Annotated in this window: 19 protein-coding genes; 7 read left to right on the forward strand and 12 right to left on the reverse strand. The window is 46.3% G+C overall.

Annotation, left to right across the window (positions count from 1 at the left end):
- The first annotated feature begins 145 nt into the window (after positions 1 to 145).
- Entirely contained in the window at positions 146 to 652 is a 507-nt protein-coding gene (gene folA / locus EP13_RS02855; RefSeq protein ID WP_231497915.1) for a type 3 dihydrofolate reductase, read from the forward strand.
- A gap of 85 nt (positions 653 to 737) precedes the next feature.
- Here folA and rpoS read toward each other — a convergent pair whose 3' ends face one another.
- The 11 genes from rpoS to EP13_RS02910 all read right to left on the reverse strand — a co-directional run bounded on the left by rpoS (position 738) and on the right by EP13_RS02910 (position 10806).
- Positions 738 to 1727 carry an RNA polymerase sigma factor RpoS gene (gene rpoS, locus EP13_RS02860; protein WP_044055916.1) on the reverse strand — a complete coding sequence of 330 codons (990 nt, stop codon included), beginning with the start codon at positions 1725 to 1727 and terminating at the stop codon, positions 738 to 740.
- A gap of 71 nt (positions 1728 to 1798) precedes the next feature.
- Positions 1799 to 2692 carry a peptidoglycan DD-metalloendopeptidase family protein gene (locus EP13_RS02865; protein WP_052364258.1) on the reverse strand — a complete coding sequence of 298 codons (894 nt, stop codon included), beginning with the start codon at positions 2690 to 2692 and terminating at the stop codon, positions 1799 to 1801.
- Between the two features lies 1 nt (position 2693).
- Positions 2694 to 3272 (reverse strand): YqaA family protein, encoded by a 579-nt coding sequence (locus EP13_RS02870; RefSeq protein WP_044055917.1) that lies wholly within the window; start codon positions 3270 to 3272, stop codon positions 2694 to 2696.
- Positions 3269 to 3904: a protein-L-isoaspartate(D-aspartate) O-methyltransferase gene (locus EP13_RS02875; protein ID WP_044055919.1), complete on the reverse strand. Its 636-nt coding sequence runs from the start codon at positions 3902 to 3904 to the stop codon at positions 3269 to 3271. The genes EP13_RS02870 and EP13_RS02875 overlap by 4 nt, the downstream gene beginning before the upstream one ends.
- A gap of 75 nt (positions 3905 to 3979) precedes the next feature.
- Positions 3980 to 4723, reverse strand: a complete 744-nt coding sequence (surE, locus tag EP13_RS02880) for a 5'/3'-nucleotidase SurE (RefSeq protein WP_044055920.1) — start codon at positions 4721 to 4723, stop codon at positions 3980 to 3982.
- A gap of 8 nt (positions 4724 to 4731) precedes the next feature.
- On the reverse strand, positions 4732 to 5802 hold the full coding sequence (gene truD / locus EP13_RS02885) for a tRNA pseudouridine(13) synthase TruD (protein ID WP_044055922.1): 1071 nt from the start codon (positions 5800 to 5802) through the stop codon (positions 4732 to 4734).
- Positions 5799 to 6272, reverse strand: a complete 474-nt coding sequence (ispF, locus tag EP13_RS02890) for a 2-C-methyl-D-erythritol 2,4-cyclodiphosphate synthase (RefSeq protein WP_044055924.1) — start codon at positions 6270 to 6272, stop codon at positions 5799 to 5801. The genes truD and ispF overlap by 4 nt, the downstream gene beginning before the upstream one ends.
- Complete coding sequence (ispD, locus tag EP13_RS02895) at positions 6272 to 6982, reverse strand: 2-C-methyl-D-erythritol 4-phosphate cytidylyltransferase (RefSeq protein WP_044055926.1); 711 nt, start codon at positions 6980 to 6982, stop codon at positions 6272 to 6274. Before ispD ends, ispF begins: the two co-directional genes overlap by 1 nt.
- A gap of 5 nt (positions 6983 to 6987) precedes the next feature.
- Positions 6988 to 7278 carry a cell division protein FtsB gene (ftsB, locus tag EP13_RS02900; RefSeq protein ID WP_044055928.1) on the reverse strand — a complete coding sequence of 97 codons (291 nt, stop codon included), beginning with the start codon at positions 7276 to 7278 and terminating at the stop codon, positions 6988 to 6990.
- Positions 7279 to 7379: 101 nt separating this feature from the next.
- On the reverse strand, positions 7380 to 9095 hold the full coding sequence (locus EP13_RS02905; RefSeq protein ID WP_044055929.1) for a TIGR03545 family protein: 1716 nt from the start codon (positions 9093 to 9095) through the stop codon (positions 7380 to 7382).
- 88 nt (positions 9096 to 9183) lie between these two features.
- On the reverse strand, positions 9184 to 10806 hold the full coding sequence (locus EP13_RS02910) for a methyl-accepting chemotaxis protein (protein WP_044055930.1): 1623 nt from the start codon (positions 10804 to 10806) through the stop codon (positions 9184 to 9186).
- Between the two features lie 433 nt (positions 10807 to 11239).
- Between EP13_RS02910 and putA the strand changes: the two genes are divergently transcribed.
- From putA to EP13_RS02940, 6 genes are all read left to right on the forward strand, one after another.
- On the forward strand, positions 11240 to 15037 hold the full coding sequence (gene putA / locus EP13_RS02915; protein WP_044058699.1) for a bifunctional proline dehydrogenase/L-glutamate gamma-semialdehyde dehydrogenase PutA: 3798 nt from the start codon (positions 11240 to 11242) through the stop codon (positions 15035 to 15037).
- Positions 15038 to 15198: 161 nt separating this feature from the next.
- A complete protein-coding gene (locus EP13_RS02920; protein ID WP_044055932.1) occupies positions 15199 to 16590 on the forward strand; it encodes a TolC family protein in 1392 nt (463 codons plus the stop codon).
- A complete protein-coding gene (locus EP13_RS02925) occupies positions 16587 to 17942 on the forward strand; it encodes an efflux RND transporter periplasmic adaptor subunit (RefSeq protein WP_044055934.1) in 1356 nt (451 codons plus the stop codon). Before EP13_RS02920 ends, EP13_RS02925 begins: the two co-directional genes overlap by 4 nt.
- Positions 17935 to 21066 carry an efflux RND transporter permease subunit gene (locus EP13_RS02930; RefSeq protein ID WP_044055935.1) on the forward strand — a complete coding sequence of 1044 codons (3132 nt, stop codon included), beginning with the start codon at positions 17935 to 17937 and terminating at the stop codon, positions 21064 to 21066. Before EP13_RS02925 ends, EP13_RS02930 begins: the two co-directional genes overlap by 8 nt.
- An 8-nt stretch (positions 21067 to 21074) precedes the next feature.
- The gene (locus EP13_RS02935; protein WP_044055937.1) at positions 21075 to 21755 is read left to right on the forward strand and encodes a response regulator transcription factor; all 681 of its coding nucleotides are present in this window, start codon (positions 21075 to 21077) and stop codon (positions 21753 to 21755) included.
- Positions 21748 to 23049: a sensor histidine kinase gene (locus tag EP13_RS02940; protein ID WP_044055938.1), complete on the forward strand. Its 1302-nt coding sequence runs from the start codon at positions 21748 to 21750 to the stop codon at positions 23047 to 23049. The genes EP13_RS02935 and EP13_RS02940 overlap by 8 nt, the downstream gene beginning before the upstream one ends.
- Before the next feature lie 76 nt (positions 23050 to 23125).
- Here EP13_RS02940 and EP13_RS02945 read toward each other — a convergent pair whose 3' ends face one another.
- Positions 23126 to 23731, reverse strand: coding sequence for a TIGR04211 family SH3 domain-containing protein (locus tag EP13_RS02945; RefSeq protein ID WP_044055940.1), 606 nt, complete (start codon positions 23729 to 23731; stop codon positions 23126 to 23128).
- Positions 23732 to 23969 lie beyond the last annotated feature (238 nt).

Genomic DNA, 23969 nt, shown 5'->3' on the forward strand with positions numbered 1-23969 from the left:
GTTGCTATTTGCTTTTATCGTTATGGGTGTTCTTGCCTGCATGTTGCTGGTGGTGAAGATTAAGCCTTACAAGACGGTACACTCTTTTCAAATAACGGGCTAAGTTGAGGTATGATAGGGTTATTAACCATCTGGAAGTTGATGTATGAAAATTGCAATGATTGCTGCAATGGCGCATGAACGCGTTATTGGGGCTGATAATGATATGCCTTGGCACTTGCCCGCAGATTTGAAGCACTTTAAGCAAATTACCCTGGGCAAACCTGTCGTCATGGGAAGAAAAACCTATGCCTCTATTGGTAAAGCGCTACCTGGTAGGCCGAATATTGTTATATCAAGCAGTTCGTCACTGCAGTTAGCGGATGCAGACGTTGTTTCATCTTGCGATGATGCTATTGAAAAAGCGGCAACGTACCTTACAAGTCACGATGACGAAATCATGATTATTGGAGGGGGGACGCTCTATGAAGCGTTCTTAGCGAGGGCACAAACGCTGTATTTAACGGAAATTGATTTAGCCGTAGACGGGGATACTTACTTCCCTGATTATCATGCACGTGGTGAATGGGCATGTACATTCGAAGAAAGACACGATGCAGACGAAAAAAATCCTCATCGCTACCGGTTTTTAACCTTCAAAAAGAAGGGCTAAAAAATTGCCGATGTTGTAAGCATCGGCAATTTAATTTTCTTCTGTTTCACTATACCCGTCTTACTTCGGCGGGTGTTCGAGTGTGTCAATCACCCATCTGGTCAAATAAGCTTTCTAACGAAAGGCCTTGATGACTCAGCATATCACGTAGACGTCTGAGCGCTTCTACTTGAATTTGACGTACACGTTCACGGGTTAATCCAATTTCAGCACCTACGTCTTCCAGGGTTGAAGGCTCATACCCCATAAGGCCAAAACGACGTGCTAAAACTTCGCGTTGCTTTGGATTAAGCTCTTGTAACCATGTCACTATATTCGCTTTGATATCCGAATCCTGTAGGTTTTCTTCAGGTCCGAATTCTTTCTCATCTGCAAGAATATCGAGTAATGCTTTGTCGTTTTCACCACCGATAGGGGTATCAACCGAGGTAATGCGCTCGTTTAATCGAAGCATTTTGGTGACGTCTTCTACTGGCTTATCTAATGCTTCAGCAATTTCCTCAGCAGTAGGTTCATGATCTAACTTTTGTGATAATTCACGCGCTGCACGTAAATAAACATTAAGTTCTTTAACAACATGAATAGGTAAGCGAATCGTGCGAGTTTGATTCATGATTGCACGTTCTATGGTCTGTCTAATCCACCAAGTTGCATAGGTAGAAAATCTAAATCCACGTTCAGGATCAAACTTTTCAACAGCTCGGATTAGGCCCAAGTTACCTTCTTCAATAAGATCCAGTAAAGCCAATCCGCGATTATTATAACGGCGAGCAATTTTCACCACTAGGCGAAGATTACTTACAATCATACGTTTACGAGAGGCTTCACAGCCTTTGAGAGCGCGGCGGGCAAAATATACCTCTTCTTCTGCTGTTAGCAGAGGCGAGAAGCCTATTTCGCCTAAATACAACTGGGTTGCATCAAGGTTTTTAGGATGGTCATCCGAACTAATTACAACGTCTTCAGTTTCGGGTGCATCGGTTAGTGTGTCGTCAGCTTTTAGGTCAGCTGGCATGTCAATAACGTTTATGTCATCTTGCGGTTTTGATTCGACGGCTTTGTTTAATTGGCCCATAATGAATCTCCTACTCTAAGGTTTACCTTATGACGTTTCTCCTTTATTCATTTTATTCTTATTCTTTATTGTTATTTTTGTGTTTTTGGCAGATAACGCATAGGGTCTAATGACTTACCGCGATACCTAACTTCAAAATGAAGTTTTACCGAATTTGTGCCGCTGTTTCCCATGGTGGCTATTTTTTGCCCCGCATACACCCATTCTCTTTCTTTCACTAAAATGGTGTCGTTGTATGCATAAGCGCTTAAAAATGTGTCGGTATGTTTAATAATAACCAAGTTACCGTAACCACGTAGCGCATTACCTGAGTAAACAACTTTGCCTGCTGCGGCAGCGAGAATATCGCTTCCTTTTGCCCCAGCAATGTCTATTCCTTTGTTACCTGACTCTGATTTGCTAAAGGTACCTACAATGTTTCCTTTAGCTGGCCAAACCCACTTTTTCACCTTATCCGGGAAATGGGTGGGCGCTGTCTTTTTGACGTTTTCTGCCGTCTTTTTGACGCTGGTAACGCTTTGTCGCTTAACAACTTTTTCACCTTCACCATACCCCTGTGGTATAGGAGGGTCAACTAACCTTTTGTCTATGGTTTTGGTGGTCGGAGGTGTAGACTGAGTGGTCTGCTTGTCTGATTTTTTTGTAGATTTAGCTGATTTTGTTGGCTTTTTTTGTTGTGATGCGGGAGCAGTGACGCGCAATTTTTGACCAGGATAAATTCGGAAAGGGGCGGATAAATTATTGAAATCTGCAAGATCGCGGTAATCATTTCCCGTATACCATGCAATAGCAAACAACGTATCGCCAGGTTTCACCTCGTAGGTGGAGGCAGTAAAGCCACCGGACTCTTCTTCAAGTTGACTATTTAGCAGCACCACAGGGGCTGGTGCGGTGCGGCTACTGCAAGCTTGCAGTAGGGTAATTACGCTAGCAGCAATGAAAATAAACCATCCCTGTCTATTCATATTACCGCAATACCAGATAGGCGACGATGGCGAGGATTACCGTGGCCCAGCCCAGTATTTCGACATATTGCCTCAGTTTGGCCTCCATGGCCGCGCCCCCCCATCGCATTAGCCCAGCAACCAAGAAGAAGCGTGCGCCTCTGCCTACCGCTGATGCGAGTAAAAAAGGGAAGAATGCCATGTTTAGCACACCAGCACTAATCGTAAATACTTTATAGGGAATAGGAGAGAAGCCTGCGATAAATACAACCCAGACACCGTATTGTGCAAACCAGTCCATCGCTACGTCTAGTTTATGGCCGTACCCCCAACGTTCAATTAAGGGGGCAAGCCACACATCGAATGCTAGGTAACCTAAGAAGTATCCCGCAATGCCGCCCACAATGGACGCAAAGGTAGTAATAATGGCGAACCGCCATGCTTTATCAGGTTGCGATAGCGACATGGGAGCTAGCATGACATCAGGCGGAATAGGAAAGAAAACAGATTCTGCGAAACTTAAGCCACCCAAGTACTTTTCCGCGTTGGGGTGTCGTGCCCAACGTAACGCCATGTCGTACAATGGCTCAAACAGTTTCACATTAGTTCTCCTGCAATTAAAGGAACAAACCTAACGGCCTCTATTGTGGTGGTTTTTAATTCACCCTCCACCCTATCGATACACAACAACGATTGTTGTTCATTGCCAACAGGAATGATCAAGCGCCCACCTTCTTTTAATTGTTCACACAAATCTTGCGGTAAGCTACTGGCAGCAGCCGTCACGATAATGGCGTCAAATGGGCCTTTTGAGCTCCATCCTTTCCAACCATCGCCGTGTTTCATTGCAATATTATGTAAATCCAGCTGGTTCATTCGCCTTTTAGCGTGAAATTGCAGCGATTTTATCCGTTCTACGCTAAACACCTTGGCAAACAGTTGCGCGAGAATAGCTGTTTGGTAACCCGAACCTGTGCCGATTTCTAACACTTTTTCAGGTTTATTGGGGCTATCTAACAGCAGTTCGGTCATTTTCGCCACAATATAGGGTTGTGAAATTGTTTGACCTTGACCAATAGGTAGCGCGGTATTTTGGTAAGCTTTATGTTTTAGGGCGTCGGGTAAAAATGCCTCCCTTGGCGTGCCTGCTATGGCATTGAGCACAGACTGCGAACGTATTCCTTCGTCATAAAGCAGCTGTGCCAGGGCATCCCCTTTTCTGGAAGCTCTCATGATGTTGCTTATTTTCCTTGTTATGCGCGGTGTTACAACGTGATATCGGCGCTTATTATTGTTTGTGTACTTTCGTTACTTTGCTAGCCACGCCTTCATATTATCTAGGCTTTGGTAAGCGGTCATATCAACACTCAATGGGGTGACAGAACAATATCCTTCAGCAATAGCGTGAAAGTCTGTTCCCGGTCCTGCGTCTTGTTCTTTACCCGCTGGACCATACCAAAACACGGTTCTGCCGAAAGGGTCAGTGTCTTCAATCATGGGTTCAGCGCGGTGCCTTCTCCCTTGACGGGTCACTTCAATGCCTTTTAATTCTTCATAAGGAACATCAGGTACATTAACGTTTAATATTTGATTGGCTGGCAATGGATGTGTTTGTAACTTACGTATTATTTCTAACACAACCTTTGCGGCGGTTTCAAAGTGCTTAGCTTCCTTTCCCACTAATGAGACTGCAATCGCCGGTAAGCCCATATAACGGCCTTCAGTGGCGGCGGCAACGGTGCCTGAATACACCACGTCGTCCCCTAAATTTGCGCCATGATTGATGCCAGATACCACCAATTCAGGGTCATTTTCTAAAATGCGTGATAACCCTAAATGAACACAGTCAGACGGTGTACCGCTTACTGAGTAATATCCACTGTCCATTGTCTGAACGCGTAGTGGCTGATGCAGTGACAATGCATTACTCGCACCACTGCAGTTTCGATCAGGGGCAACCACTGTCACGTCATGTTCACGGGCGACAATGTCATGCAATACGGCTAATCCTTTTGCAAAAACGCCATCATCATTACTCATTAATATTTTCATAAACACTCTTAAATACTATGTACAGGCGCCACTGTCTCAATGCACTCTCGAAGTACTGATGTGGCAAAACAGCCACTTGGCAACGAAAACGATAAGGTTAATGTATCACCCTTACTATGCCATTCAAGTTGTGAAGGCCAAATTTTTATTGCACGGCGTTCTTGTTCAAATCCGCACTGGGATAAAAAGTCTACTACCTCAGGGTGCGTACTCGCTATCGCTTGCTCTTGAGATTTAGCTTTTCCAAGAGTGGCTAACTCGCCCGCCCCCCACAACGGCGCAGAAGGACAAATGTCTTTTTGTTGATAGCGCTGCTGGCTTTCTTTTGATTCGGCGTTTTCAATGAAAAAGCTGTTTGAGCCAGCGAGTACCATGGCATCACCATCTTGCACCTTGTCAAAGTCACCCTGTGCAATTCGTGATGAAATCACCTCATTGAAAAACCAACTACGTAAGGCAGATAATGCCATTGAACGTTTATTTCTGTGGCGAATGGCTTCTCCGTTTATCATGCGTTCCGCCATGAGCAAATTGCCGCCTCGTTGGACGTCTCCCATTTCGTTTACGCGCATGACACCGAATCGCTGTTCACCATAGTAATTAGGCACACCATGTTCGGCAATCTCTGCTAAGCGAGACTCAATGGCTTCGGGATGAACAACTTGGCGAAGCGTGATGGTGAATGCGTTGCCTTTTAACTGTCCTGTCCGTAGCTTCTTATTGTGCCTCACTTGTTTTAATACACGCACACCTTCCAGCTCAAAATCGCTAAAGTCAAAATCGGCTTTGCCTGGTGCGTGAATACCAAACCACTGCCGCGTTAACGCATATTTGTCTTTACGCCCAGCATAGGTTACCTGTCGCAATGGTAATTTTGTGAAACGAGCTAATTGCTCCGCCACAAACGCGGTGTTGTTATTCACCTTTTCTACGTAAATAAACTGATGCTCACCTTCACCACAAGGCGTATAACCTAAGTCCTCTTCAACGACAAAATCGTCGGCTTGAAACTTAAAGATACCGGTGGATACCGGTTTGCTAAAATAATAATTCCAATGCTGTGTTTCTAATGGCTTCATGCTTTTTCCAATAGCACCACAGCGTGGGCTGCAATGCCTTCTTTTCTGCCGGTATAGCCCAGCTTTTCAGTGGTGGTGGCTTTAACGTTGATATCATCAAGGTCGCATTCACAATCTTGCGCAATATGTTCTCGCATTTGGCTAATGTGTGGCGCCATTTTAGGGGCTTGAGCCACTATAGTGGTGTCTGCATTAATCAACCTAAAACCTTTATTTTTTACAATGTTTACAACGTGGCGCAGCAGTACACGGCTATCTGCACCCGCATAGGCGTCGTCGGTATCAGGAAAATGCTTACCTATGTCACCCATAGCAGCTGCACCTAAGATAGCGTCACACAGGGCATGTAGCAACACATCACCATCAGAATGGGCGAGTAAGCCTTGCGCGTGTTCTATCTTCACACCGCCGACAGTAATGGGGCCTTCACCGCCAAATTTATGTACATCGAAGCCGTGTCCAATTCGCATTATTCATTTACCTTATGTGTTTGTTTTATATAAAACTCAGCCAGTGGGAGATCAGCGGGGTGGGTTATTTTTATATTGGCAGGGTTTCCGTTTATGAGTGCCACTTTACCGCCAGCATATTCTATGGCCGAGGCTTCATCTGTGATGGTGACGCTGTTAGAGAGCGCTTTGTTCAATGCCCGCAAAAGTACGCCTGTAGGAAATAGTTGCGGGGTCAGTGCATGCCACAAATTTTCTCGACTTTCCGTATGGGAAATGAGACTGGCTTGGCCGTGATCACAGGCACGTTTCATGGTATCTCTCACGGGTGAGGCCAATATGCCTCCCGTAGTATTGCTGTTGTTCATTACGGCCAGCAGGGCGTCAATGTCTTGATGGGATACACAAGGGCGCGCTGCGTCATGAACTAACGCCCAACTTTCTTCTGGCAAGGTAGCTAAAGCATTTAACACCGAGTCGGCGCGGGTTTTACCGCCTTCCACCAAGTCTATATTGGCATTTGCTATTATTGGCAGCGAATGAATAAAGTCGTCATCATGACTTATCGCAATGACTACTCGGCTCACCGATGGGTGGTTAAGTAAAAGTGTCACTGTATGTTCTAGAATGGTTTTACCCGCTAGGGATAAATATTGTTTGGGGCGGTCGGCTTGCATGCGGCTGCCAACGCCGGCTGCGGGAATAACCGCAACAACATGGGGGGATGTCATTATTCTCACTTACTATCAGCAGGTAGGATCCGGTAAAAAGTTTCACCTCGCTTTATTAACCCAAGCTCATTTCTAGCACGCTCTTCTATGGCTTCTAAGCCAATTTTTAGGTCATTAATATCAGCTTCTAACAACGCATTACGCTGAGCTAGGTTGGCGTTTTGCTCTGCCTGTGCTTGTACTTCTTGTTCACGATTTAAATAATCGGGAATACTGTTTTTGCCAAACCATAACCGGTATTGCAGTAACCCTAGCAAAACGAGAAGTACAACGGGGATCCATTTATCTTGCCACACGAGAGCACCTGATATTGGGTTAGCGAAGAATAAGTAAGGGCGGCTAGCCGCCCTCTCATGTGTTGTATTATGCCGCGAAGCGGCGCTGAGTCAAAGGTGCTTTACTCCCCTTGACCGAATTTGCCCTTTAATTTATCAAATAGCTTGTTCTTCTGTTGCTCTACCACACTGTTTAATTGGGTTTGCAACAAGGCTTGCAATGCTTCGCTGTCGCCTTGGGCTGCACTCAGCATACTGTTCACGTCGACCAACTCACCAGATAAAAGCGACTGCTCGTTACTTATCATGCTGTTAAGTTTATTGTTAAGTTCGTCCAGTTTATCTTGCTGGGAGGCCGTTAACTGAGACAGTGCTGCTTGCGCAAGCTTGTTGTCTAAGTCTGACTTTATATTAAAGTTAGGGTTTGAAAGTGTACCATCAAGAAGCATGGTCATACTTAGGCTGCTTAATGATTGGAGTGCATTGGCAATAGCGCTAGTGACATCACTGCTGCCGGTTGCTTCCATCACAAGGTCTTGCAAGTCAACATCGCCGGTGCCGGTTAAGGTGTTGTCAGTCACCTTCATCGACCCTGTGGTGGTCATCAATGCCGAGGTTAAAACCGCGTCGAGCGTGTCGTTTCCACTAAAAGCCACATTCGACATATTGACGCCCGCTAAAGACCACACTTGGCTAGCATCGACTCCGCTACTATCTATCCAAAATTCACCGCTAGAGGTAAACGATTTTAGTAAGTCTCCTGCTGCTTCAATGCTAAAGGTGGTGGGGTTACCAAATACTTCGTGAACATTGGTGATGTTATTCCATTTGCTGGTGATAGCCTCGTTTTGCCAAAGTACAGAGACATTGGCTTCTTTCACTAAAATAGAGGGAATTTCGGTAGGCGCTTCACTTTTTTCTTCCCCTTGAATAAGGGGCATGACAATTTGCATCGCCGACATCAAGTACTCTGTGTATTCCGCCGCTTTATCGCCAAACACAAAATAGGTAACTTGTGACAGTGCGGCTTGATCGCCAGCAATCACGCCTTTAAGCAAAGCATAATCTTCTTGAGGCGCTGATTTAAGCGCGCTAATGGCTTCCGTTAACTCACGCTTTGCGTTTGAGGCTTTGCTAGTAAAGTCGGCAATGCGCGCGCGGTCGGCAGACATTTCTTCTTTTAACTGGCCAAACGCTGACTTAGCCTGAAGCAACGCTTGAGGGTCCTGGTAGTTAGTTTCTTTCAGCTGCGTGACTTGTGTTTTGTAGTAGTCGATTCGCGATTTATCAGGCAAATTACCATAATCTGTCTTGAGGCCTTCACCATAGGTTTCATAGGCAGCTTTGGCGTTCTCGATAGCGGCAGTGGTTTTCAATGGATTCCGTTCAAGGAGTTCGTCCACACTAGGAACGGCTTCTTGTGCTTTACTTTTTATTTCGTCAAAGGACAGTGAACGCTCAGGTACACGATATACTTCGCCAGTGGAGGCGCGCTCCGTATCAAATTGCACATCTAATAAATTGAGTTCATTAACAATAACTTCATCGTCAAGCAGGGGAGCTAAAGCCACATCGGCGTTCGCCTCTCCAACCAGAACTTGGTTGTGTGTGGGTTTGGTGGGGTTGGTTAGTGCAATCCCTTTTAAGGTGACAGTGGTAGGAAATAATGAGTGATCAAACTCTGCAATATTAACTTCCGCCCCATAGGATTCACCCAGTTTAGACTCTAAAACTAATTTAATAATGGTGTTGGCGAATAAAAAATACACCAAGAAAAGCACCACAAAAAAGCCGACCACCCACAGTAATATCGACTTGCCTTTAGCCTTGCTACTCATTTTCCACTCCTTGATTTTGCTTAGCCTGCGTTTTCGTGATTCAGTGTAAATCAGTCATACGCAGACTTCCATACATACTAAGTAGCAGTTAGAGTTTAAATTTATTCGCAATATCCATTATCGCTACACAGCTTTCTTTCAGCGCTAAACTCGCTTTTGCGAGGTCATCAGCGGTTCGTAAGCTGCTATCGGCTGCCCCTGAAAGCGCGTTTATACGTATGTTCGCTTCATTGGCTGCTTCAGCTTGTTGCTCAGTGGCTCGGGCAATTTCACTGCTCATGCCTGAAATGTCGGTCATTAATCTGTCAGCCTCTTTTAGACTTTGATTGGCCTGCGTTGCATTTTCCACCGTTTTAACCGATGCCGATTGGCTAACATGCACCGCGTCAACGGCACTTTTGGCATTACTTTGCAGCTTTTCTATCATCGCTTGTATTTCATCGGTACTTTGACCTGTTCGACTAGCAAGGGTACGCACTTCGTCTGCCACCACCGCAAACCCTCTTCCTTGTTCACCCGCACGGGCAGCTTCAATGGCAGCATTAAGGGCCAGTAAGTTTGTTTGCTCTGCAATGCCACGTATCACATCAAGTACAGCGCCAATGCTTTGTGATTGTTCGGCTAATGCCGTCACCACGCTACTAACACTTTCAATGTCAGAGGTGAGTGAACGAATGTCGGTCACTGTGTGCTCCACAACCGTAGCACCATCTTGGACATTCGTACGCGCGCTAACGGTACTTTTTTCAGCAGCGTCAGCGTTGTTGCTCACGTCGTGAATTTGGGTCGTCATTTGCTCCATGGCCGCCGCCACTTGCAACATGTTTTCGTTTTGATCGTGCGCTTGAGCGTTGCTGTCGTCACTCACGCTTTTTACTTTCTCGGCTTGTTCAGTGAGGGCGGCAATGTTGTCTCTAATGCCTATAAGCGATTGGCGCATTTTGTCTGTGTACTGATTAAAGTAGCGTGCCAGACGCGTTATTTCATCTTGCCCTTTTTCGGGTAGCGAGCGAGTTAAATCGCCCTCACCACTGGCGATATCTTTCATGCGCTCTGCGATTTCCTGCACAGGCTTAACAATGCTGCCTCCTATGATGTAAATCAGCAGAATCACCAACGCCACACTGATCACGCAAAAAATAATAATGATGTTTCTTAAATGCGCATATTCTTCTTCTAAATGCGTTAAATAAATGCCTGAGCCTATTGTCCACCCCCAAGGCTTGAAGGCCTTGACGTAAGAAATTTTATCCGTAGGCGTATCTTCGCCGGGTAGCGGCCAGACGTAATCCACAAAGCCTTCGCCCTTCTGCTTGGCTGTTTGTGCCATTTCAACAAAAAACGCTTTGCCATTCCCGTCTTTAAAGGTGCGAAGATCTCTGCCATCTAATGCCGGCTTTATAGGGTGCATCACCATGCTAGGTGTTGCATCTTGAATCCAGTAATAATTACTGTTGTCATAACGCAGCGCTTTGACTGCTTCTAACGCTTGTGACTTTGCTTGTTGCGCATCGATATCCGTTCTATCTGCATAATGGCCTAATAATGTATGAACCACCTCAACGAGGTGTTTGTTTTCTTCATAAGATTTGTCTTTTAAGGCTTGATAGTGTCGATTTAATACAACCCCAGTGAGAAGCAAAAAGAGCAGCCCAATAAGCACGGCAATAATGCCTAGTCGTTGAATCAAACTAAAGTTTCTTAACCACATAATTAACACCCATTTTTTTCGTTTTATAAGTGTAGTCTTAATCTCGTATTTAAAAAGAGATAAAACATTTTATTAACATTTAGTGTGCGCCTTTTTTTGTGTGAAGGTAATAAGACGATAGACTTACTTTGCCCAGTGATAAGAAAGCGTAAACCTGTGGAAGCTGACGGGGAATTAGCGGTATTTAAAGAGATTGTCTTGGGTGGTAGAAAAAGTTGACAGCAGAGGCTTTTCACATAGGAAGTTTGTGCTAGTATCCGCGCAAATTAAAAGGTACCGTGATCTTCATCCTTTAGTCTAAAGTTTAAAGAACACAGGCGAATAAAAGCAAAGTGAAAGCTTTGCTAGCAAAACAGCGTGTTTCGCGATGAAAGAACCAAAGGTTTTCTTGACGAAACGCTTTTATTACAGCTATTTCTACGAAAGGGTTGCAATGCTCACTAACGACACACTTCATACAACATCTCCTCTGCGCCAGCGCATTCGTGACTACTATCGCATTAGCGAGTCAGTGGCCGTGGATCAAATTCTTCCTATTGCCGAAGTAAACCCTCGGGCGCGAAGTCGAGCTTGGGAACGAGCCAGAAAAATGGTGCTGCAAATTCGCCGTGAGCAAGAAGGGCACGGTGGTGTTGACGCGCTGTTGAATGAGTACTCATTGTCTACCGCCGAAGGGGTGGTATTGATGTGTTTGGCCGAAGCACTATTGCGTGTGCCAGACCGCGAAACACAAGATGAGTTAATTCGAGACAAATTGTCCAAAGGTCAGTGGACGCCGCATTTGGGGAATTCTGATTCACTATTTGTTAACGCATCTGCCTGGGGGCTCTTATTCACCGGCAACATGGTGAACTATGCAGATAAGCGTAAGCAAGAACAGTTTGGGTTGTTGAAAAAAACCTTGGGCCGCTTGGGTGAACCCGTTATTCGCCGTGCCATGAATATTGCCATGCGGGTGATGGGGCGTCAGTTTGTCATGGGTGAAACCATTGAAGATGCGGTAGACAGAGCCAAAGACAAAGAAACCAAGGGTTACGTTTACTCATACGATATGTTGGGTGAAGGTGCTCGTACTATGGGTGACGCCGACCGGTACTATGATGCCTACGTAAAAGCCATAAAGGTGATTGGGAAAGCGGCGAATGGTCGCGGGCCGAAACGCTCGCCAGGTATTTCCGTTAAATTATCGGCGATTCATCCACGCTTTGAGTTCTCTCATCGTGAACGCGCCATGGAGGAAATTCCACCGCGCCTTAAAGCCTTATGTCTTATGGCGAAAGAATACGATATTGGCCTTACCGTGGATGCGGAAGAAGCCGACCGTCTTGAGTTATCTCTGGACATTATTGAAGCCGTCTTTCGCGATAATGAGCTAAACGGTTGGACCGGCTTTGGCCTTGCCGTGCAGGCATACCAAAAACGCGCCATTCATGTTATCGAGCACCTGCGAGATTTAACCTTAGAGGTGGGCCGACCATTAATGGTTCGCTTGGTGAAAGGCGCGTATTGGGATACTGAGATAAAAATGACCCAGCAAGCAGGGTTAGAGGAATTCCCGGTGTTTACCCGCAAGTCATCCACTGATGTATCTTATCACGCGTGTGCCAACCGACTGCTTGAATATCGCGATACTATTTATCCGCAATTTGCTACCCATAATGCGTATACCGCTTCAGTCATTGTTGAATTAGCAGGGGATGACAAAGAAGGATTTGAGTTCCAGTGTTTACACGGCATGGGCGACACCCTCTACGATCAAGTGGTGACAGAAGACAAAATTCAGTGCCGAGTTTATGCCCCCGTGGGAGAGCATGAAGACCTCTTGGCCTATTTGGTTCGACGTTTACTGGAAAATGGGGCGAATTCATCATTTGTTAATGCCATTGTTGATGATGAAAAACCGGTTGAAGCACTACTGGAAGACCCGGTAGAAAAAACCCAACGTTTGAAGGTTCGTTATAACAAGTTGATTAAAACGCCCCGTGGTCTGTATGCACCAGAGCGCGACAACTCAAGAGGACTGGACCTTACCGATACCAATGCGGTCACTGCCCTTAAACACGAACTAGAACGCTGGCAAGAGTACTACAAAGTGACCGACTGCGTGCCTGAAGGTGCCACGCCGGTGTTAAACCCAACCGATAAAAATGATGTGGTGGGCTATCACTATTACGCCAAGCCAGATGATATGCGTCAAGCTCTTGATGAAGCGCAATCTGGCTTTGAAGCTTGGTCTAAAAGGGATGTGGCCGAGCGAGCAGAAATCTTAAATCGTACCGCCGATGCCTTAGAGCGTCACATGGCAGAGCTTATTGCCATTTGTATGCGTGAAGCGGGCAAGGTTGCACAAGACAGCATAGATGAAGTGCGTGAAGCTGTAGATTTCTGTCGCTACTATGCGGTGCGTGCTCAGGAAATAGCAGAAGATCAGCGTTTGCTACCTCGCGGGGTGGTGTTGTGTATTAGTCCGTGGAACTTCCCATTAGCCATATTCTTAGGCCAGGTGTCAGCTGCGTTAGTCACAGGCAACACGGTTATTGCAAAACCTGCAGAGCAAACAAGCATGATTGCCCAGCGGGCGGTGGACATTATGCACTCGGTGGGTTTACCGGAAGATGCGCTTAAATTGATTATTTCTCCCGGAAAAGAAGTGGGCGAAACCTTGTTACCTGATGAGCGTATTAAAGCGGTTATGTTTACCGGCTCTACGCAAACCGGCACCTTAATTTCTCAGGTGTTGGCAGAGCGTGGCGGGGAGCAAGTCCCGTTGATTGCCGAAACCGGCGGGCAAAACTGTATGATTGTTGATTCAACAGCGCTGCCTGAACAAGTGGTTGATGACGTTATTCATTCTGGTTTCCAAAGCGCGGGTCAACGCTGTTCCGCGTTGCGTGTTTTGTTTGTTCAAGAAGATATTGCTGATGATCTCACCGAAATGCTCATTGGTGCAATGAAAGAGCTGACGGTGGGTGACCCGACTCAATTGGCCACCGATGTGGGCCCGGTAATTGATGAAAAAGCATTGAAGAGCCTGACCGATCACCAAGCCTTTATGGAAGACAAAGGCACCTTGCTCTACCGCAATGAAATGCCAGCTGGTGCAGAGAAGGGCACCTTCTTTGCGCCAACGCTTTATCAAATTGACAACATACAGGTACTTGAAAAAGAGGTGTTTGGCCCTGTTGTTCATATTATTCGCTTCAAGTCGAAAGAGCTCGACAATGTGCTTGAGCAAATTAACGGCACAGGTTATGGACTGACCATGGGAATTCATTCTCGTATTGAAGAGCGCGCTAATGAATTAGCCGCGAAAAGCCGTGCGGGTAATGTGTATATTAACCGCAATATGATTGGTGCCATTGTGGGTGTGCAACCATTCGGTGGACGAGGCCTTTCTGGCACTGGGCCGAAAGCGGGTGGCCCTAATTATCTGCCACGCTTAATGATGGAGCGAGCGACACCTAAGCCGTCACATATTGATGATATCGATACTACCGATACGGCACTTGTAGGTGATGAAAAGATTGCTGAGCGGGCGCACATCATGATGGACAGAGCTAAATCGGTAGAAGCTCAATGGCGTCATACCGCACTAAATGATCGCATTTCAATGGTGCGTCAGTTGCTTGCTAAGATAGCCAAGGTCGATATTGTTGATGAGTTGGCAGACGATTTAAATCGTACCCTTGCCACAGCCCGTCAACAACTTACCAGTGTAGAGCGTAGGTTAGCAAAACCACAGACATTACCCGGTCCAACAGGTGAGTCGAATAAGCTATATCTAGAGCCCCGAGGTATATTGGTATGTTTTGCCGACAAAGAAGTCACGTTTGAATATTGGTTACTTTCTATTGTGACGGCGCTTTCTACAGGGAACCCTGTGGTGTCGGTAGTATCGGAAATCTTCTACGACGAAGCGGTGGAAATTCAGAACAAGTTTGAAGCCACTGGCGCACCGAAAGGGCTGTTCCAAGTCGCTCGTCTAGCTCATCTAGATACGTTATTAATGGACGAAGACTTGTCTGGGGTAGTGGTGGACTCTAGCACGGAAAGAACGGCGCGTATCACGGCAATGTTGTCTTCCCGTGAAGGCGCCATTTTACCTGTTATTACTGCTGAATATAACGACAATCTTATTCAGCGATTAATGACCGAGAAAACCATCAGTATTGATACTACTGCATCCGGTGGTAATACATCATTGATGACCCTAGTCGAAGACGATGAATAATCTCCATTAGCGTTGTGTACGCCGCTAAATAAAAAATACCAGCCTTTGTGCTGGTATTTTTTTGCCTTAACCCTTCCTTAACCTTGGCTTTGAAATAATACCTCCATATAAGCGGCATTGTTTGTCGCGGTGCACCGATAAGGGCAGTATGGGAAAGGTAAATGATTAAAACGAAACAAACAGCATGCGCCATAGCACTGAGTTTGCTATTAGGTGCATGTGCCAATGTGGGTGACAAATCACTTAGCGAATCTGCAAAGACAATCACCGGCAATAAAGTGGCTTGGCAGCCTCTTACCCGTGATGACAAAACGCCTGCCGCGGCAATTACCGCAAGCAAGCTTACCGATCTCATTGATGTGTCTGGCATAGAGCACCTGTCTGACTTCATTGATGAAGCGCTAAGTCACAACCCCAGTTTGCAGCAAACACTGATTACTCTGCGACAAGCGCAGGTGGCCATTAAAAGTACTGAGTCTCAAGACAATCTTAATATAGACGCCAGCTTAAGTGGCGCTAAAGGTGAGCAATCTGACACGAGTTTTACCGGTAGCTTATCGGTTAGCTGGGAGCTAGATTTATGGCAGAAAATTGCTGATGGTGTCACCGCGGCTAACTTAGATGCTGCGAGCGCGCGGGCGAGTTATCAGTCGGCCAGAGATAGCTTAGCTGCCAGTGTAATTCGAAGCTATATAGAGGTTATCACTCAACAGAATCTGCTTGCGATTGAACGTCAGCGCCTGCAAGTATTAGAGAACCAAGAAGCCATAATTTTAACCCGTTACAGAACAGGGTTAGGAGATTTGGATGATTTGGATACCGCAAGAACGAGCAGTGCAAGTACCCGTGCTACCATTGCTCAGTACGAATACGCTTTAGCGGCATCCAAGCGCACACTAGCGGTGTTGCTGGGTCGCCAAGAGCAGTCGCTACCTGAATTGCATTCAAATGTGTCCTATCCAGACGTACTTGTACCTTTAACGTCTGTTCCCGATCAAGACTTGGCACGACGCCCCGACCTGCAAGCCGCTTACTTTACGATCAAAGCTTCAGAATACAATGTCGATGTCGCTTACAAAGCCTTGTTACCTAGCATTAATCTATCTGCGGCATTAACCGACACAGCGAGCTCTGCTTCTGACGCCTTATTCACGAACCCTTTGTGGAGTTTGTTAGGCCAGATTACCGCGCCACTTTTTCAGGGGGGGGAATTAAGAGCGCAAGTAGATACGGCCGAGCTAAATGCATTGACTGCGTGGTGGCAATACAAAGAAACCCTACTTAATGCGGTTCAAGAAACCCAAGATGCCATAGACAACGAGCGTACCCTAACGGCACGTATTCGCTTTACTGCAGAGGCAATTGACAATGCGCAAAGAAGTGTCCAGAGCACCTCTGGTGATTACCGTCAGGGGCTCGCTGACATTCTTGACTTGCTGTCTGTTTACAACACCCGCTTTGATTTGCAAGCGCAACAGGTTGAGTTGCGTGCATCACAACTTCAAAATCGTATCGACTTAGGCCTTGCTTTGGGCCTTGGAGTGTCTCAATGAAAAACAAGAAAGTTATCGTTACCCTTTTAGCGGCAGCCTGCATTGCGTTGGCTATTGTTTATACCATGATGAACATGGGCGGTGGACGCCAAGGGATGCCATCTAGTGCCGGAAATAAAGCCCAAGCCAATAGTGTGCCTGTAGATAAACAGGTAAATGAAAAACCAGATACGCCTCGCGGAATGAATAAAAATGCTGCGTTTGCGCCAGCCCAAGGTGAAAGGCCTGCAAATGGAATGCGTGGCGTGGGCCCAAGGGCCGGAATGCGAAAAAGCAATGCCACAGAAACGAGTAACAGTAACTTGGCTCAGGTGGGGGTTTTCGCAGTACAAACCTCGTCCTATAAAGCGTCGGTAAAAGGGTACGGCGAAGTGATGCCTATAGATGCGCTCACCTTGGTGGCGCAAGTCAGTGGCCGTATTACTCAGCTTTCCGATACATTTCAAACCGGTGCTGTAGTGAAAAAAGGTGAGGTATTAGCCTTTATTGATGATACCGATTATGTCGAAGCATTAAGTAGCGCTAAAACTGATTATGAAAGTGCCGTGGTGGCTTTGGAAGAAGAGCGTTTACAAGGTGTTCAAGCATTAGATGAATGGCAGCGTTCTGGCTTAGAAGGCGAACCCGCGTCAGCGCTAGTGTTGCGACAACCTCAATTAAAAGCGGCGCAAGCAAGTTTAGATGAGGCTAAGCAGGTACTGGAAACAGCGAAGCGAGATTTGGCATTCACTGAGATAACGGCACCTTTTGATGCGCTCGTGGTGACCCGGGATGTTTCTTTGGGGAGCTATGTTCAGTCTGGTGAAACGGTTGCTACATTGTATTCGCTAAACACAGCTGAAATTGCCGTTGCACTATCGCCAAGTCAATGGGCACAACTGCCCAATTTTACTGCCGGTGAATCTTTAGATTGGCCTGTAACGATTGCCGATTCAGCTACCGACAATCATTGGACAGCCGTGGTCTCACGGGCTGAATTACATCAAGACGCCAGTACGCGCCAGCGTAATGCTGTGGTTACCGTAAACGACCCTTTGATGCAGCCTGTACCGTTAACATTTGGCAGTTTTGTTAGTGCAGAAATTGAAGGTCGCACGCTGGACAATGTGTGGAAAATTCCGGCGTCTTCGGTATCCCAAAAACAAGAAGTGTGGTTGGTTGAACCCGATACTGGGTTATTGAAAAAATTTACCCCTGAGGTGTTGTTTGAACGGGATGGGTTTGCCTTTATTACGCCGTACAACAATGCATTACGGGCACTAGTTGTGGCTCGGCCGTTAAACAGCTATTTAGAAAATACTGCCGTGGCCCCTGTGGTTGAAGGACGTACGGGAGGGGTAGGTCATGACTAATCACAAAGGGATTATTGCCTGGTTTGCGCAAAACTCTGTGGCAGCAAACCTCTTAATGGTGAGTTTGATCATTTTGGGTTTGGTCTCAATGGGGGATATTCGAAAAGAAGCATTCCCTAGTATGGAACCCAGATTTGTCACTATCTCTATGACCTATGAAAGTGGTGATGCTGAGCAAGCAGAAGAGGGGATTGCCATCAAAATAGAGAATGCGCTAGAAGCCATTCCGGGTATTAAACGCATTACCTCCACCTCAAATGCAAACGGTGCAAGCGTACAGGTAGAAAAGGAAACCGAGTACGACCTTGATGTGCTTTTCGACGATATAAAAACTGAAGTAGACAGTATCTCTAATTTTCCCTCGGATGCTGAAAACCCTGTTATTGATAAGGCGCGCAGACAGGAACATGCTATTTGGGTACAGCTTTACGGTGATGCAGACCATGCAACGTTGCAATACCTAGGTGAGAAATTAGAGCGGGACTTATTGGCGACGGAGGCGATTCGGGAAGTCAGCGCAGGTAGCTTTATCGATCCTATGATGTCGATAGAAATTGACGAGGCAAAACTTCAAGCCTATGGGTTGACGCTTTCAGACGTGGCAAACGCCATTAATGAAGAATCTAATACCGCACTTACTACCAGTTTACGAAACAAAGAAAAGGTGATTCGGTTAAAAGCGTCTGAACAGGCTTACTATGCGAAAGACTTTGCCAGTATACCGCTTTTTACCAGCAGTAATGGGGTTATCCTAACAGTAGGTGATGTAGCGAAGGTTACCGACATGTTCGCCGACGATAGCTATAATTTATCACGCTATAATGGGCAAAATGGTTATGGTATCCAAGTGCTCATGGATGAGTATGGCGACGTCACCAAAATGGTTGAACAAGCTCATCGAGTGGTGGATGAATGGCACGAAAAAGGGCTGTTGCCACAAGGGATTGAAATTGAAACCTGGTACGATAAAAGTACGCTTATCACGGAGCGTTTAACCCTACTTACTAATAACGCCCTAATGGGGATTGCACTGGTGTTTGTGACACTTGCGCTGTTTTTGAACCTTCGAGTGGCATTTTGGGTCGCGGCGGGATTACCGTTTATTTTCTTCGGCACCCTGTACTTCATGACAGACTCATATACCAATATGACGTTGAACGAAATGACCACTTTCGGCTTTATTATGGCATTGGGGATAGTGGTTGACGATGCGGTTGTGGTGGGGGAAAGTGTCTACGCCACCCGTAAACAGTACGGTGATACTTTACAAAATACCATTGCGGGAACGCACAAAGTGGCTATTCCTACTTTGTTTGGGGTGCTCACCACAGTGGCAACCTTCTTTGCGCTTTCTAATGTTTCTGGTGGTTTAGGCACCTTGTATTCCCAGTTCGGCACCATTGTTACCTTGTGTTTACTGCTATCAGTGGTGGAGTCAAAACTCATATTGCCTGCTCACTTGGCGCACCTACCAACCAAAACCACACCTAAAAAGGGCATTGCGGGGCTGTGGAATAAGGTACAAGGAAAAGCGGATGCTGGATTGCAATGGTTTAACTACCGGTTGTATCAGCCTCTTTTAAAGGTCACGGTAACTTACCGCTATGCCGCTGTGCTGTTTTTTATTGCACTATTTGTTGTTGTCATGAGTTTGCCATTAACCGGCGCGGTGCGAGTGAGCTTTTTCCCTAGCATGCAAGGGGACACCGTCACCGCTAACTTATCTCTTTACAGTGACGCAAGCTTTGGGCAAAACGAGCGCAATTTATTGTTGCTAGAGCAAAATGCATTAGAAGCTGACCGTCAACTCATTGCTGAAAAAGGCGCAGAGGGCTCTGGCATCAGCAGCTTACAAGTCACCGCCAGTGGTGATCAAAGTGGCACCATTACGATTTCGCTAGATGAATCTCAGCCTTATTCGTTAGATGAACTCTCGGCACGATGGAATGCGTTAACCGGCACCTTGGAGGGGGTGAAAAGCCTGAAAATTCGCTCCCGCAGAGAAATGGTAGATGGCTTTAAAGTGGAGCTTAAAAGCATTAACGAAGATACGCTTATTGCGGCGAACACAGCTTTTCAGGAAGTACTTGAAGACATTGATGGGGTGTATGCCATTGAAAGCTCGCTAACGCCTGGCGAAGCGATGATGCGTTTTGAGATTACGCCTCAAGGGCGAGCGCTGGGGATGGACACGCAAAGCTTGTCGCAACAGTTACTAAAAGCGTTTGGTGGTGAAATTGTACAGCGTTACCTGCGCGATAAAAACGAAGTAAAAGTGAGGGTGCGGTACCCTGAAGAAGACCGCATGAACCCCTCTGACGTTATGAATACGCAAGTGCGCTTAGATGATGGAACTGTGGTGCCTTTGAGTGTGGTGGCCACCGTTTTTCAAGATGTTCAGCAAAAGCAAGTGGTCCGTATAGATGGATTGCGCGCCCTAACAGTAAGCGCCTCGGTAGATAGTGACATCATCACGTCAACAGAGTTGGTTAATTACTTAAACGAGAGCTTTGTACCTCAGTTAGAAAAGCAGTATCAAGACTTATCGCTGTATTTTGCTGGGGAAGCTGAGCAGCAGGCGGAAACCCAAAGTTCGATGCAAAGCGTTTTTATCCTCGCATTGCTGTCTATATTTGCTTTGCTGGCCATACCGCTTAAATCGTATATCCAACCTTTGATTATTATGACGGCCATTCCGTTTGGTATTGTGGGCGCTATTATTGGGCACTGGTCGAACGGTTTAATGCTTAGTCTATTATCACTTAATGGTATCTTAGCGCTAAGCGGCGTTGTGGTGAACGACAGCTTGTTGTTAGTGTCGCGGTTTAACGCATTACGCCGAGAGGGTATGGCACTAGAAAATGCAGTGATTGAGGCCTGTACCAGTCGACTACGGGCGGTATTGCTCACCTCAATTACCACCTTTGTGGGTTTGTATCCAATATTGGGTGAAACGTCGATTCAAGCACAGTTTCTCATTCCGGCGGCAGCTTCTTTGGGGTATGGTATTTTGTTTGCTACGGCGATCACGCTTTTATTAATTCCCGCATTGCTGCTAATTTATGAAGATGTTGCGGGCATAGGCGCGCGCGCGAAGAAAAGCGTATTGAGAGTGACGGGGTAGTAGAAAGAATGATTCGAGTATTATTAGTTGAAGATGACTTAGGCTTAGCTGGGAATATACTCGACTATCTAGAGCTTGAAGATATGGTGTGTGACCATGCGGCAAATGGCATGGCTGCACTGCACTTTCAGCAAACTCACCGTTATCAGGTCATTATTCTTGATATTAATTTGCCGCAAATGAATGGCCTTAGTGTGTGTGAGCATATTCGAAACGAAGGTGATGATACGCCGATTATTATGCTTACTGCACGCGACAAGTTGGAAGACAAGCTGGTGGGGTTTGAAAAGGGCGCTGACGATTACCTCATAAAACCTTTCGCCATGGCCGAACTGGTGGCGCGAGTGAGTGCTTTGGCGAATAGACGCTCAAGCCAAGTGAATCAGTTAACCTTTGGGAATGTGATTTTAACGGTAAATCCAGAGGTAGCCATGGCAAATGGTGAGGCAATTAAACTTAGCCCTACAACTTATAGGTTGCTAAAGCATTTAGTCCGCGCAGGGGGAGAGTGCGTGTCTCGTGCTACCTTGGTTGAAGCCGTATGGGGGGAAGATGCACCGGAAAGCAACGCGCTAAAAGTCCATATCCATCATTTGCGCAAAGCACTAACGCAAGCAAACGCTAACGTGCAGTTACTCTCACGGCCTAATAGCGGGTTTTACTTGTCTACGGAGCCTGCCCATGGTTGAAGGGTTAAGACTGAGTCTACGCAAGTATGTTATTTTAACCTTACTGGCAGTGGCCAGTGTGATTTTTGCCCTGTTTTCTATTCAGTCTGCGGATAACTTTCTAGACGGCATGGATGGCATGCTAAGAAGCAGTATGGTGAGAGCCGCAAAGAATGTCGTTGTTGAGCCAGGCGCCCCTACACAAGTACTAGACTTCTATATTGCTGCAACGTATGACGATTTACCCGACACGGTAAAACAGAGCTTTAGTGAAGCCACCTTAATGCCGTTCATCTTGCACAAAGATATTGATAAGCCCGATATGTTTTCCCGCCCTCGTTCTGCTAATTTTTTGGTCGTGGTTCCGCTAGAAGACCGCGGTGAGGTGTTTGTATCTCAAAGTTTTCGTGCTCCCCCTACACCGAATAAAAGGTCGTTTCGAATAGGTCATGAGCTTTATAGTATTCTTGTGGGTGTGGCAGCGTTAATGGCTTTTGCTATTGCACTTTTTCTACTGCTACGGTCTGTTTCTCGACCGGTAGAGTCGCTACAACAATGGGCCGCAGGATTGGATGAAGCTCAGCTAGACGCACCTATTCCTAATTTCCGTTACAAAGAGCTAAACGCCCTTGCTGCTATTATTCACAAAAGCCTGCAAAGCGTGAAGCAGACATTAGAGCGAGAGCGAGAGTTTGTGAACCATGCCAGTCATGAACTCAGAACCCCTATCGCGGTAGTAAGAAGCAGTGTGGAGCTTTTATGCCGCGTAGTGGATGTGGAAAACAGTAAAGGCAGGAATGCAGTATCGCGTATTGATAATGCCTCTAAGACCATGGCTGACTTAACCGAAACTTTGTTGTGGTTAGGCAGAGAAGAAACCACCGGGTTAGTTGAACATCAAGTGGATGTCGCCGAGATGGTGAAAGGGTTAGCTGACGATCTAATGTACTTGCTACAAGGGAAGTCGGTGTCACTTTCTCTTAACTTAGACCCATGTACGCTCATGCTGCCGGAGACTGCCGCGCAAATTGTTATTGGCAATATTATTCGTAATGCCTTTCAACATACCTATCAAGGAAAGGTCAATATACGTCTTAAAGGCAAGCAACTTGTCGTCACCAACGTCGAGGAAAGTGCCTTGGCAGCGCCTCGTTTAGACGATACAGGAAGTGGTGTTGAAGAGGGCTTTGGGATTGGTCTTAAACTGATTGAAAAGCTTTCAATCAAGCTTAACTGGGCGTATCGACCTGAGTTTACTGAAAAAGGGTATTCGGTTACGTTAACCATTCGTTCATTGACGACACCACAGGTATAGCCTGTGGTTTTAAGGTCATGCACGCCACTATTTCAACGTCATACGCACGCGGGCATGAGCCCGCGCCATCATTAAATTACATCCACTCTTTACTGCGATTGCGTTTTTTGGGTAGGTAGGTGAGAAACACGCCCAGTAAAATCCCCGCACCCGCGACCATGCCGCCACGTGTGAACCAGGTGACCATTTCATCTTTATCTGCACTTTCAACCTTAGCGGTAAGTCGAGTGACTTTTTCAGCCTGTGTCTGTGTTTCAGTACTCAGCTGCGCTACTTGTTGACGTGCGTCATTAAGTTGTTGGCGTAAACGTGCATTTTCCTGGGAAGCGGCCTGTAGAGCAGCTTGACTGTCAGCCAGTTGCTCGCTAATGATAGGCAACTGCTCAGATTGAGACATAGTGGTGGTGACAAACTTAGATTCTACCCAGCCCGTTCTGTCTTGGTTATCTTTTATCTGAGTGTAGTCAGTTTCATTATCGCGACTTAATACAGTGACGGGGGTGCCTGCCTCTACCGATCCTAAAATACGATAGTTTCGGCTAGGGCCTGTATGCATAAAAATAAACAGGTCGTCACGAATATAATGTGAAGAAGATGCGTCTTGTGTTGGTGTATTGTCCTGCAAGGCGAACGCTTGGCATGAGCATACAAACAGGGCAACAAATAACCACTTTCGAATCATAGGTAGTCCAAATACTCGTTGAAAACATGGAGATGGTATTGGTTGACCGACATAAAGGCAAGTTTGTTCCACTTTTGTCTAATTTTAATCGTACGCATAAGGTATGATGGCGATGGCTGCTTGCTGTTTCATCGCGTTAAAAGCACATAAGAACAAAGCACTATCGATGCACATTAGTACCGCTTGATCTTCGTGCAGGGCTAGACAGCGCACAGCAAGGGTTGGTATAAGTTTACAA

This window comes from Alteromonas australica, assembly GCF_000730385.1.
GTDB classification, from domain to species: Bacteria; Pseudomonadota; Gammaproteobacteria; order Enterobacterales; family Alteromonadaceae; genus Alteromonas; species Alteromonas australica.

What these genes read in the sequence shown, in the direction of transcription:
- folA (WP_231497915.1), top strand. Translation starts at nt 146, where the DNA reads ATGAAAATTGCAATGATTGCTGCAATGGCGCATGAACGCGTTATTGGG.
- EP13_RS02910 (WP_044055930.1), bottom strand. Translation starts at nt 10,806, where the DNA reads ATGTGGTTAAGAAACTTTAGTTTGATTCAACGACTAGGCATTATTGCC.
- truD (WP_044055922.1), bottom strand. Translation starts at nt 5,802, where the DNA reads ATGAAGCCATTAGAAACACAGCATTGGAATTATTATTTTAGCAAACCG.
- EP13_RS02865 (WP_052364258.1), bottom strand. Translation starts at nt 2,692, where the DNA reads ATGAATAGACAGGGATGGTTTATTTTCATTGCTGCTAGCGTAATTACC.
- ispD (WP_044055926.1), bottom strand. Translation starts at nt 6,982, where the DNA reads ATGACATCCCCCCATGTTGTTGCGGTTATTCCCGCAGCCGGCGTTGGC.
- putA (WP_044058699.1), top strand. Translation starts at nt 11,240, where the DNA reads ATGCTCACTAACGACACACTTCATACAACATCTCCTCTGCGCCAGCGC.
- surE (WP_044055920.1), bottom strand. Translation starts at nt 4,723, where the DNA reads ATGAAAATATTAATGAGTAATGATGATGGCGTTTTTGCAAAAGGATTA.
- EP13_RS02920 (WP_044055932.1), top strand. Translation starts at nt 15,199, where the DNA reads ATGATTAAAACGAAACAAACAGCATGCGCCATAGCACTGAGTTTGCTA.
- EP13_RS02925 (WP_044055934.1), top strand. Translation starts at nt 16,587, where the DNA reads ATGAAAAACAAGAAAGTTATCGTTACCCTTTTAGCGGCAGCCTGCATT.
- EP13_RS02945 (WP_044055940.1), bottom strand. Translation starts at nt 23,731, where the DNA reads ATGATTCGAAAGTGGTTATTTGTTGCCCTGTTTGTATGCTCATGCCAA.
- rpoS (WP_044055916.1), bottom strand. Translation starts at nt 1,727, where the DNA reads ATGGGCCAATTAAACAAAGCCGTCGAATCAAAACCGCAAGATGACATA.
- EP13_RS02930 (WP_044055935.1), top strand. Translation starts at nt 17,935, where the DNA reads ATGACTAATCACAAAGGGATTATTGCCTGGTTTGCGCAAAACTCTGTG.
- EP13_RS02935 (WP_044055937.1), top strand. Translation starts at nt 21,075, where the DNA reads ATGATTCGAGTATTATTAGTTGAAGATGACTTAGGCTTAGCTGGGAAT.
- EP13_RS02940 (WP_044055938.1), top strand. Translation starts at nt 21,748, where the DNA reads ATGGTTGAAGGGTTAAGACTGAGTCTACGCAAGTATGTTATTTTAACC.
- EP13_RS02905 (WP_044055929.1), bottom strand. Translation starts at nt 9,095, where the DNA reads ATGAGTAGCAAGGCTAAAGGCAAGTCGATATTACTGTGGGTGGTCGGC.
- EP13_RS02875 (WP_044055919.1), bottom strand. Translation starts at nt 3,904, where the DNA reads ATGAGAGCTTCCAGAAAAGGGGATGCCCTGGCACAGCTGCTTTATGAC.
- ispF (WP_044055924.1), bottom strand. Translation starts at nt 6,272, where the DNA reads ATGCGAATTGGACACGGCTTCGATGTACATAAATTTGGCGGTGAAGGC.